Source organism: Campylobacter sp. W0066.2, assembly GCF_024723515.1.
Taxonomy (GTDB): Bacteria; Campylobacterota; Campylobacteria; order Campylobacterales; family Campylobacteraceae; genus Campylobacter_D.
This window is the reverse complement of the sequence record NZ_JANQCV010000006.1, coordinates 105,234-116,229: the sequence shown is the minus strand read 5'-3', so window position 1 is coordinate 116,229 and position 10,996 is coordinate 105,234. Positions and strand designations below refer to the sequence as shown.

The following is a 10,996-nucleotide window of genomic DNA, read 5'->3' as shown; positions in this document are numbered from 1 at the left end:
GAGGTAAAATACTATGAAATATCTTGTAAAAATCAAAGTCAAAGTAGTAGGCTAAAAGACATTAATATAAAACAAGAAAAAAAGATTACTTCATTAGAATGGTTGCGATATTTAGCAAGAAGCAAGATGAAAGATTTTTCTTTTGTTTGTTCGGGTATGATAAATTTTAACCATATAAAAAATAATAAAATAAAATTTAAAGATGGTATTTTTGCTGAAGATCATTTATTTGGGATTTTGCTTTTTTCGCAAGCTAAGAGTATTTATGTTTATCCTAAAGTATTTTATTATTACAGAATTCGAACAAATTCATCAACAAATCAAGATAAGATAATCATTAAAGATAACATACTTCCTCATTTTAGAAATATATTAGATGCTTTTAATGGAGATGCATTTTTAGCAAAGGAATATTTTAGATATTCTAGTTGGGTGTTAATAGCCTTAGAGCTAATTAATTTTATTAATAGTTATCAAGATAAAACCATCTCTTTGTTTTTAAAAAAAGCTATTTTATATTTTTATATAAAAAATGCATTTAAGATAAAAAAATTTAGCAAAGACCCACTGTGTGTTCAGAGAAAACTTAAAGATTTAAAATCTTATAAGATATCAAAGATTCAATATAAAATATTTAGATTATTATCGAGTTTTATTAAATAATGAGATTATTTTTTTTGGATGTCTAATGCATAATCCAATCATGTAATATAGTTTATATAATTTAACAAATTTTAAGTACTTATATAGATTCTCACGGATTTTTAGAGGATCTTTTGTAATTTTCTTTTGTGCTATAGAGTACAAATAACTTTTTGATGATTTTTTTAAAAAAGAGGTTTGATTGTCAAATTTTTGTATTTTTAAAAAAATAACTAGTAGGCAGTATAGGTGAAAATATTCTCTAAGCTCTTTATAATCGCTAAAATGCTCTTTTAGCGGCTCTAGATATTTAGGTAATTTTTGTGGTATTAAGGTATTTTGGATATTTGTTATGGAGCCTTTTCTAATTCTATATATCATTAAGGTTGTATTGATATAAAAAACTTTTTTAGCCAAGCAAAACAATATAGTTCCAAAATCATGATCTTCATGATAAATTCCATGAGTGAAACGAAGATTATATTGATTTAAAATTTTAGCTTTAAAAGTTCCTTGCCAAGCAAAATAAAACTGAAAAAAGTTATTTTCTTGCAATAGTTCTATACCGGTATTAAAAAATATTTTTTTACTTTTTTGCATTAGATCTGTTGATGGCTTTTTTAAAAAACAAGAATTTTCTTCATGATATTCTTCAAACCCATGCGCACAAATATCCAAATCCTTTTCAATCATTTCTTTCACGCAAAGCTCTATGCAGTCATTTAAAAAATAATCATCTGAATCTAAAAAGTGAATTATAGAATTTGGTAGCTCTTGCACTAATAAATCATTTATATTTTCTATATTTGTTTTTATGTATCTTTTTTGAATAGGTATAAAATTTGATTTTATAGTTTCTTTGTTAATTGTTTTTGTATTTTTGTCAAAGGTATGAGTTGAGGTAAAAGAGATTATATCTTGTTCTTTCTCATCTTCAAAAAAGCTTCTAAGTTTAGTTCCTTTTATAAATTCTAATCCCATATTTCTTGCCGAACTTAATCCTCCATTTTCCTTAGAGATTAAAAATATTCTTTCATCTTTATTGAGATATTCTAAAGCTATATCTAAGCTTCCATCATCACTTCCATCATCTACTAAAACAATATCTAAATATTTATAGCTTTGATTGATAACGCTATCTAAACATTCTCTTAAATAAGGTACCACATTGTACATCGGTATAATAATGGAAATTAAAGGATTATTCATTGTGTAACCTTAAGGTTAAAAAAATAATAATTTTATAGTATTTTTGTAAAATTCTGTCAATAATTTTTTTATATTTATATATAATATAGCAATACTTTAATCTATTATATTTTATATCTCTGTTTAAATTATTTATTTTTAGTTGCATAATTATGGTTTTTAAAAATATAAATATATTTTTATTTATATTTTTATTGGATTTTAAAAATGATGATAAAATTTTAATAACTTTATTTTCATCATTTAGGTTTTTTTGAATTTCTACCACATTATTTGTATTAACAGAGCTTTCATGATTTTGAAAATAATAATATATATGTAATGAACTAGTGGCTATTTTTTTGCAATGTAAAATTATAAAAAAATACACCAAAGCATCTTCTGCCATAGTTAGTTTTATATTATTTTCTATATAAGTAAAAGCTTTTTTATATGTATTTATTTTGATGATTTTTGAGCAAAGATTCCAATGGCAAATATTTTTTTGATTTAAAATATATTGACAATAATCAATTGTTGTAAAAAAATGATCTCTTAAAAATGTATCTTTTTTGATACCATCTTGTGTGTGATATATAAAGTTAAACCATATAAAATCTAAATCATTATTTTTTAATATTTTACTACTTTCTTCACAAGCATCAAGTCCTAAATAATCATCAGGATCTAAAAACATTACATAAGAAGAATTAGCTACTTTTACTCCCTCGTATCTAGCTTTTAATAGTCCTAAATTCTCTTCATTATGTATGATTTTTATCCTATCATCTTTACTAGCATATTCTTTAGCTATATCTATACTTTTATCATTACCACAGTCATCTACTACAATGATTTCTATATCTTTAAAAGTTTGGTTTATACAACTTTCTAATGCTCTAGCTATATATTTTTCTACATTATAAGTTGGTAGTATGATGGAAATTTGCGACATAATAAACCTTAATTTATTTTAAATATTATAATTATATAATAATTTACAAAATTATGGAGATAGAATTGAAAATCTTAATTATAGATATAGATATAACTCTAAGAGGTGGTGTAGCTAGAGTTGTAAGCAATTTAGCAAATTCTTTGTCAGAATCTCATCAAGTTGATATACTCAGTATATATAAAAAAAATGAATTATTTTTTATGATTAATAAAAAGATTAATGTTTATTTTTTTAATGATAAAAAATATGAATATATAGGTAAAGATATATATAGGAAATATAAGAATAGTATTTTAATGTATTTATTATTTAAGTTAAAATTTAAATATAAATATTTTTGTGAAATAATAAAAATATATATTCAAAATAAAAAAATAAAACAGATTGTTTCAAAATATGATGTAATAATCAACAACAATTATTTTTTATTCAATAAATCAATTATTAAAAATTCCAAATCTATTCAAATTATGCATGGTAATTTTGTATATTATTCAAATGACTTATTGCAAAAATTAAAATATTTTGATACTTTGGTTGTTTTATCTGGTAAGCAAATAAATGATTGGAAAAAATATCACAAAAATTTACAAGTTATACCAAATTTTATACCCTTTGTATCAGAAAAAGTTAGCAATTATATGCAAAAGAATATTTTAAGTATAGGAAGATTTGAAAATAATGATGAAAAAGGTTTTTTAAGATTAATTGATATTTGGGAGATAATTCAAAAAAATGAAAAGTATAATGACTGGACTTTAACTATAGTTGGAGAAGGTAAAAATAAAATAAATATAGAACAAAAAATAAATAATAAAAAGTTAAAAAATATAATATTAAAACCTTTTACAAAAGAAATAGAAAAAGAATATTTAAACGCTAGTATTTATGTAATGTGTAGTCATTATGAAGGATTTGGAATGGTATTGATAGAAAGTGCTAATTATGAATTACCAAGTATAGCTTTTGACATAGATACTGGACCTAGCAATATAATAGAAAATGAAAAAAGTGGTTTTTTAATAGAAGATAATAACTTAAATGAATTTGCAAATAAACTTTGTATTTTAATGAATGATGAAAATTTAAGAAGAACCATGGGCTTAAATGCCAAAAAAATAGTAAAAAATAAATTTAGCAAAGAAATTATAATGAAAAAATGGGAAGAATTGCTTAAAAATATATGATTAAATTCGTTTATTTTTTATCAACATTCTTCTAGGATGTTTTATATAATATTTTGTGTAAAAAAGTATTGAAAATAATGGATAATGCTTATCTTTAAAAGAAAATTCAAAATTAAGTTTTTTTGTTAAATCCATAATTTTATGTTTTTTTAATAAATCTGCATAAATTCCTTTTTTATAAAAATGATTTTTATTTACATGATAGGTATTCCATATTTCTGAAAATAAATGCAAAAATGGTTGTGTTGTATCTATATTTTTATTAGAATCTATAAAATTTTTAGCTTTCAAATATGAAATTTGGCAAGTCATTTTATAATCCCATGCAAAACTTTCTAAACCCATTTTTTTACCTGATTTGCTAAAAACCAAGGCCCTATAACACCCCATTCTATAATTTTTTGATTATTTATAATTTTATTGGCTTCTTGTATGAGATTTTTTCCGAAATCTGAGTATTGAGGAAATTTTAAAAAAGAAGTTGTTATCCTTGGTTTTGTTTCATCTTCGTCAATTTCTTGAGAAAATATATAATCTTGATTTAAATCTATATAATTTAAGCAAATCATATCAAGATCTACTCATATCCCCACCCCGTATATAACATATTAAATCTAAAATAATCACTAAAAGCTGCTACGCCTGCTCCTCTATCATCACCAAAATAGTTTTCAAAAGGAACTATCTCATTTGCATCTTTTAATTGAAAATCATCAAAAATTTCATTTAATTTGTTAAAAATTTTATCATCTAAATTATAAGTATAAAGTATAAATTTATAGCCATTATCTATAAAAGATTTTATAGATAAAAGCTCCATTAAGCCTACACCTTTATATCCTTTTGGCGTATACCAAAAATTACTAATTTCTTGTTTTATTAATTCTTCTTTTTAAATTTAATTCTTCTTTCTTTAAAATCTCAAACAACTTCTTATAAAAATCATTATTTTTAAAGTTTAAACAAAACTTTTTTATAAGTTCATTGTTTTTCTTTTTATCTTGATAATTCTGCCATAAAATTTCTTTATTTTTGTTTTCATATCTACCATTTTCATTAAATTTATAGTGATATATACATTCTTGCGATACAAAAAAACTCTCACTTAGCATAAAATTTATATAGTTAAAAAGCACATCTTCTCCATAACAAAGTTTTTCTTTAAAATCAACATGCTCAAAACTTTTTAAAATCAAATTTTTCCTATATACTTTTGCCCAAACACTCCAGCAAAAATGTTTCTGTTTAAGTAAAAATTCCAAAAATTCATCTTTGTTAAAAAGCCCATCTTGTTTAAATCTATAAAATTTCTTAAATTTCACTCTATGTACATATGCATCAAACACTACCATATCTACATTTTTGATTTTTTCAAGCCCAACTTCGCAAGCATTAAGCTCCAAATAATCATCAGGATCTAAAAACATTATAAAATCTGATTTTGCATTTAATACACCTATATTTCTACTAGTAAAAGTTCCTAAATTCTCTTCATTATGTATGATTTTTATCCTATCATCTTTACTAGCATATTCTTTAGCTATATCTATACTTTTATCACTTCCACAATCATTTACCACAATGATTTCTATATCTTTAAAGCTTTGGTTAATACAACTTTCTAATGCTCTAGCTATATATTTTTCCACATTATAAGTTGGCAGTATGATGGAAATTTGATTCATGTTAACTCTTTATTTTTTGATATAATTATAGCTTTTATTTTAAGGAAAATCATGAATATTTTTATCAACCTTCCTACTTGGCTTGGTGATGCAGTGATGGCTAGTGCGGCTATTTATGCTATAAAAGAAAAATACCCTCAAGCTAAATTTACTTTTTATGGTTCTTTTGTAAGTACAGAGCTTTTTAAACGCTTTGAAAATGCTCAAATTTTAGTAGAAAATAAAAAGCAAAGATATAAGCAAATTTTACAAGCTAGAAAAAACATTGGTAATTTTGATCTAGCTTTTTCGTTTCGCTCGGCATTTTCAAGCAAGATTATTTTAAATCTAATCAAAGCAAAGAAAAGATTTTATTTTGATAAAAATATTCTAAAAGAAGAACATCAAGTCTTAAAATACTTAAATTTCATAGAAAAAGCCTTAAATTTTAAAGCAACTTCAAATGTTTTAAAACTCCCTATAAAAGCAAAATCAACTCAAAAAATTTTAGGTATAAACCCAGGTGCGCATTTTGGAAGTGCGAAAAGATGGGAAGCGAGCTATTTTGCAAAGGTAGCAAAAGAATTTAGCTCCACCCATCAAATTTTAATCTTTGGAGTGGAAAGTGAGAGAGAAATTTGTAATGAAATTGAACATTTTCTTTTAAAAGAAGATATAAGGGCAAAAAATCTTTGTGGTAAAACTAGTATTTATACTTTATGTAAAAATATTTCTATGCTTGATTTGCTCATCACAAACGATAGTGGTCCTATGCATATAGGTGCAGCTTATGGGGTAAAAACAGTGGCTGTTTTTGGCTCGACTAAATTTAGTCAAACCTCGCCTTGGCAAGAAAATGCTAAAATAGCACATTTAAATTTAGCTTGTATGCCTTGTATGCAAAAGGTCTGCCCTTTAAAACATCATAAATGTATGAAAGATTTACAACCTAATATAGTTATAAATTTAGCGAAAACATTTTTTTAAACATTTTTCTTTGTGATTTTGATTTAAACCTCTTGCAAAAGCTTAATAAATTTGTTAAACTTAAGAATAATTTTTAGATTAAGGAGCTTTTTATGACTAAAGTAGATTTTATTTCTCAAGTTGCTCAAACTGCTGGGCTAACTAAAAAAGACGCAAGTGCGGCTACTGATGCAGTAATTGCTACTATTACTGATGTGCTAGCTAAAGGCGATAGCATTAGCTTTATTGGTTTTGGCACATTTTCTGTAGTTGAAAGAGCTGCTAGAGAAGCTAGAGTGCCAAGTACTGGTGCTACTATTAAAGTACCTGCCACTAAAGTTGCTAAATTTAAAGTAGGTAAAAATCTTAAAGATGCAGTTGCTGCTGCAAAAACTACTAAAAAAGCTAAGAAATAAATTTTTTACGCAAAAGTTTTACTTTTGCGTTTTTCTTCATACATTTAGTATTATTTTTTTTCAATATTATTTTTATAAAGATAAAGGAAAAAAATGTTAATTTATAATAGCATTTTAGACTGTATAGGCAATACACCTATAATTTCTTTGCAAGAATTTGCACCAAATCTTTATGCAAAGTGTGAATATTTTAATCCAAGTCATTCTATAAAAGATAGAGCAGCTATGGAGATGATTAAGCAGGCATTGGATGAGGGTAAGATTGATCAGGAAACAACTATTATAGAAGCTACCAGCGGAAATACTGGTATAGCTTTAGCGATGATTTGTGCGAGTTTAAAATTAAAACTTATTGTTACCATGCCTGAGTCTATGAGTATTGAGCGTAAAAAAATGATGAATTTTTTTGGAGCAAAAGTAGAGCTTACTCAAGCAAATAAAGGAATGCAAGGAGCTTTTGATAGAGCTAATGAACTTTTTAGTGAAATTCCAAATTCATTTATGATAAGTCAATTTGAAAACATTAACAATAAAAACGCACATAAAAAAAACACTGCTTTAGAAATTTTAAGAGTTTTACCTGATCTTGACATTTTCATAGCAGGTTTTGGTACGGGTGGAACTATTAGTGGAGTAGGAGAAGTTTTAAAAGAGCACAATCCTAATATCAAAATTATTGCTATGGAACCAGCTGTTTCTCCGCTTTTGAGTCAAAATATTGTTGCAAGCCATAAAATTCAAGGTATAGGTGCAAATTTTATCCCTGAAATTTTAAATCAAAAAATTATAGATGAAATAGTTTGTATAAGTAATGAAGATGCTATCAATACAACTTTAGAGCTTGGTAAAAATGGTATAATGGCAGGAATTTCAAGTGGAGCAAATGTATATATGGCCAGAAAAATTGCCTTAGAAAATCCAGATAAAAAAGTCTTAACTATGTTAAATGATACAGCTGAGAGATATTTATCTACTGATTTATTTATGGATTTGTAATGCATCTAAATCAAAATAATGAGCATTTTGATTTAGATCTTGAAAGAGCAATTTTAAGTTCTTGTATCTATAGTGAGGATTCTTTTTTTAATATCTGTTCTGATATTGAAGTTAATGATTTTTCTCTTAAAGCTCATCAAGATATTTATAAAGCAATTTTAGCTTGTATCAATGCAGGTGAGCCTATAAGTGCAAGTTTTATAAGAAAGCATAAAAAAGTAGATGAGCAAATTTTAGCTGAAGTTTTAGCCACTACTTCTATAGCAGATGTGAGTAAATACGCATATGAGCTAAGGGAAAAATCTATTAGACGCCAACTTTTAAATTTTGCTTATACTATACCTATAAGGGTTAATGAAGATAAAAGTATTTCTCAAATTTCAGATGAAATAGGCAAAGAAATTTTTAATCTTACCAACCGTGTAAATAGTAATAGTATTAAAGATATGACTATGGTTATGTCTGATCTTATGGATGAGTTTAAAAAGCAAAAAGAAGCAGAAAACAAAGATATTTTAGGTCTTGATACGGGTTTTAGCGAACTTAATAAAATGACAAAAGGTTTTAAATCCGGTGATCTTATAATTATTGCAGCGCGTCCGGGTATGGGTAAAACAACTATTTGTTTAAATTTTATAGAGAAGACATTAAAGCAGAATAAAGGTGTTGTGATGTTTTCACTAGAAATGCCTGCTACTCAAATCATGCAAAGATTAATCAGTGCAAAAACCTCCATTCCTTTGCAAAAAATTCTTATTGCTGATTTGAATGATGATGAGTGGAGTAGAGTAGGTGATGCTTGTAATGAATATGCACAAAAAAATCTTTATATTTATGATAGCGGTTATGCTAGCATAGCTGATATTCGTTCAATTTTACGCAAAATTAAGGCTCAAGATGAAAGTATTGAGCTTTGCGTGGTAGATTATATCGGTCTTATGATGAGTAACTCAGCTTTTAATGATAGGCATTTGCAAGTGAGTGAAATTTCAAGAGGTTTGAAGCTTTTAGCAAGAGAATTAAATATGCCAGTAGTGGCACTTTCGCAATTAAATCGTTCATTAGAAAGTAGAGCAAATAAACGTCCTATGCTTAGTGATTTAAGAGAGAGTGGTGCTATAGAACAAGATGCAGATACGATTTTATTTGTATATAGAGATGAAGTTTATAGAGAGCAAGAAGAAAAAGAAAGAGAAAATAAAGCCAAAAACGAAGGCAAGACTTATGAGAGAAAATTTATGCCAAATCCTGTGCAAGAAAAGGCTGAACTTATTATAGGTAAAAATAGAAATGGTCCTGTGGGGCATATAAATTTGCTTTTCTTGAAAGAAAAATCATGTTTTATTGAAGCTCCAAAAGAAGATTTTATAGTTACAAACTTTGAAGGTTAATTTAAAATAATTATAATTTTTTATATAAAAAAGTTCTAAAACTTAAAGTTATTTTATTTTTATTATATAAAGTGTCTATTTAAAAACCTTTTTATTGATTTTTATAGTATATTTCATTATATAAGCTTATAAATATCAAGAATTTAGATTTTTAGATGAGCGTATTTTTTGGGTTATTTTGAAATTTTATAGTCAATTTTTAATTTATTCTTGTAATGGTTTTATTGTAATGTCCAATTAATCTTTATAATAAAATCATTTTTGCTAAAAGTAAAAAACTAAAAAATCCCAAACCATCGGTAATTGCAGTAATCACTACACTCGATCCTACTGCAGGATCGATTTTAAATTTTTTCAAAGTTAAAGGTACAAAAGAACCTACAAAACCGGCTAAGGCTAGATTAATTAGCATTGATAAGGCTATAACAAGTCCCAAAAGAGCTGTTTTAAACCATATGAAAGCTATAATGCTCATAATACTAGCAAATATAAATCCATTGAGTAAAGAAATTCCACTCTCTCTTAATATAACTTTTTTAGCATCTTTAAATTCTACTTCATTGAGTGAGAGCTTTCTAACTGTTACTGCTAAAGCTTGTGAGCCTGTATTACCTCCCATGGAAGCTACGATAGGCATAAGTACTGCTAGGGCTACAAGTTGTTCTATTTCACCTGAAAAAAGACTGATGATATTAGCTGAGATTAATGAAGTGGTAAGATTAATCATAAGCCAAAAAGCTCTAGCTTTAGCCGCTTTAAAAGCACTTTCTTCCTCAACATCTGCATCGACCCCGGCTAAGTTATAAATTTGTTCTGTTGCGTTTTCTTGGATTAAATCATGGATATCATCATAGGTAATTCTACCTAAAAGCACTCCATCATCATTTACAACTGCTAAAACACTCAAATCATAATCTTCTACTATATCAATAGCCTTTTGTATATCCTCATGATCTTTTATGCTATAGCTTTTATATCTTTCATTATTGTTTTTAATAATATCTGCAAAACTTAGTTTAAAATCCCAAAGCAAAAGATCACTTAAGTTGATAGCATTGCAAAGTTTTCCTTGATTATTTATAATATAAACTTGAAAAATTTGATCCACTTGTCCTGAGTGTTTTAAAATTCTATATCTTTTAATAGCCTTTTCTATACTTTCATTAATAGAGGCTGTGAAAATCTCTGTTTGCATATAAGCACCAGCAGTATTTTCATCATAATTTTTAAGGCGTAAAATTTCTTCTTTATCTTCGGAACTTAAGCGGTTTAAAATAGCTAAAGTTTTTTGTGGATTTAGCTCTTCAAAACGCTTAATTAAATCTGTTGCATCATCACTTTCAAGCTCTTCTACCGCTTTTGCAATCTTTATAATACTTAAGTGTTCTAAAATATCTTCTAAGATATGTTCAGGTGTTATAGTAGCTACATTTGCTAGTGTGTAAGTATCAAAAGATTTAAGAGTTTGTAAATAAAGCTCTTCATTGTATCTTTTGATAGTCTTTAGGGCTTCATTGGTTTCATAGGTGCTTTGATCTTTGGAAATATTTTTTAAAAGTTCTTGTGCTTCTAAAAAATCATTCATCAT

General features: G+C 26.1%; 9 protein-coding genes and 2 pseudogenes. 6 read left to right on the top strand and 5 right to left on the bottom strand.

Features of this window, described 5'->3' with window-relative positions; translation table 11 throughout:
• Positions 1-663, top strand: a pseudogene (locus CAMP18498_RS04050) (glycosyltransferase family 2 protein); the annotation flags it as partial.
• Here the strand turns inward: CAMP18498_RS04050 and CAMP18498_RS04045 are convergent.
• Both CAMP18498_RS04045 and CAMP18498_RS04040 read right to left on the bottom strand, forming a co-directional pair.
• A complete protein-coding gene (locus CAMP18498_RS04045; protein WP_337197699.1) occupies positions 643-1,851 on the bottom strand; it encodes a glycosyltransferase family 2 protein in 1,209 nt (402 codons plus the stop codon). The pseudogene CAMP18498_RS04050 and the gene CAMP18498_RS04045 overlap by 21 nt on opposite strands.
• The gene (locus tag CAMP18498_RS04040) at positions 1,844-2,785 is read right to left on the bottom strand and encodes a glycosyltransferase family 2 protein (RefSeq protein WP_337197698.1); all 942 of its coding nucleotides are present in this window, start codon (positions 2,783-2,785) and stop codon (positions 1,844-1,846) included. The genes CAMP18498_RS04045 and CAMP18498_RS04040 overlap by 8 nt, the downstream gene beginning before the upstream one ends.
• 65 nt (positions 2,786-2,850) lie before the next feature.
• Between CAMP18498_RS04040 and CAMP18498_RS04035 the strand changes: the two genes are divergently transcribed.
• Positions 2,851-3,975, top strand: coding sequence for a glycosyltransferase (locus CAMP18498_RS04035; protein ID WP_337197697.1), 1,125 nt, complete (start codon positions 2,851-2,853; stop codon positions 3,973-3,975).
• Here CAMP18498_RS04035 and CAMP18498_RS04030 read toward each other — a convergent pair.
• A pseudogene (locus CAMP18498_RS04030) lies at positions 3,976-4,855 on the bottom strand (glycosyltransferase).
• Positions 4,839-5,660 (bottom strand): glycosyltransferase family 2 protein, encoded by an 822-nt coding sequence (locus tag CAMP18498_RS04025; protein WP_337197696.1) that lies wholly within the window; start codon positions 5,658-5,660, stop codon positions 4,839-4,841. Before CAMP18498_RS04025 ends, CAMP18498_RS04030 begins: the two are co-directional and overlap by 17 nt.
• A gap of 51 nt (positions 5,661-5,711) precedes the next feature.
• Here CAMP18498_RS04025 and waaF point away from each other — a divergent pair, with 51 nt between their 5' ends.
• The 4 genes from waaF (at position 5,712) to CAMP18498_RS04005 (ending at position 9,408) form a co-directional block, all read left to right on the top strand.
• On the top strand, positions 5,712-6,626 hold the full coding sequence (gene waaF, locus CAMP18498_RS04020) for a lipopolysaccharide heptosyltransferase II (RefSeq protein ID WP_337197695.1): 915 nt from the start codon (positions 5,712-5,714) through the stop codon (positions 6,624-6,626).
• A 92-nt stretch (positions 6,627-6,718) separates the two neighbouring features.
• Complete coding sequence (locus CAMP18498_RS04015; protein WP_337197694.1) at positions 6,719-7,021, top strand: HU family DNA-binding protein; 303 nt, start codon at positions 6,719-6,721, stop codon at positions 7,019-7,021.
• Positions 7,022-7,114: 93 nt separating this feature from the next.
• Positions 7,115-8,017, top strand: a complete 903-nt coding sequence (gene cysK / locus CAMP18498_RS04010; RefSeq protein ID WP_337197693.1) for a cysteine synthase A — start codon at positions 7,115-7,117, stop codon at positions 8,015-8,017.
• Positions 8,017-9,408 carry a replicative DNA helicase gene (locus CAMP18498_RS04005; RefSeq protein WP_337197692.1) on the top strand — a complete coding sequence of 464 codons (1,392 nt, stop codon included), beginning with the start codon at positions 8,017-8,019 and terminating at the stop codon, positions 9,406-9,408. Before cysK ends, CAMP18498_RS04005 begins: the two co-directional genes overlap by 1 nt.
• A 244-nt stretch (positions 9,409-9,652) precedes the next feature.
• On the opposite strand, the gene mgtE is transcribed toward CAMP18498_RS04005, so the two are convergent.
• Positions 9,653-10,996, bottom strand: a complete 1,344-nt coding sequence (mgtE, locus tag CAMP18498_RS04000) for a magnesium transporter (RefSeq protein WP_337197691.1) — start codon at positions 10,994-10,996, stop codon at positions 9,653-9,655.

Excerpts from the sequence above, each read along its gene's own strand:
- CAMP18498_RS04045 (WP_337197699.1), bottom strand. The coding sequence starts at position 1,851 with ATGAATAATCCTTTAATTTCCATTATTATACCGATGTACAATGTGGTA.
- CAMP18498_RS04040 (WP_337197698.1), bottom strand. The coding sequence starts at position 2,785 with ATGTCGCAAATTTCCATCATACTACCAACTTATAATGTAGAAAAATAT.
- CAMP18498_RS04025 (WP_337197696.1), bottom strand. The coding sequence starts at position 5,660 with ATGAATCAAATTTCCATCATACTGCCAACTTATAATGTGGAAAAATAT.
- waaF (WP_337197695.1), top strand. The coding sequence starts at position 5,712 with ATGAATATTTTTATCAACCTTCCTACTTGGCTTGGTGATGCAGTGATG.
- CAMP18498_RS04015 (WP_337197694.1), top strand. The coding sequence starts at position 6,719 with ATGACTAAAGTAGATTTTATTTCTCAAGTTGCTCAAACTGCTGGGCTA.
- cysK (WP_337197693.1), top strand. The coding sequence starts at position 7,115 with ATGTTAATTTATAATAGCATTTTAGACTGTATAGGCAATACACCTATA.
- CAMP18498_RS04005 (WP_337197692.1), top strand. The coding sequence starts at position 8,017 with ATGCATCTAAATCAAAATAATGAGCATTTTGATTTAGATCTTGAAAGA.
- mgtE (WP_337197691.1), bottom strand. The coding sequence starts at position 10,996 with ATGATGAATGATTTTTTAGAAGCACAAGAACTTTTAAAAAATATTTCC.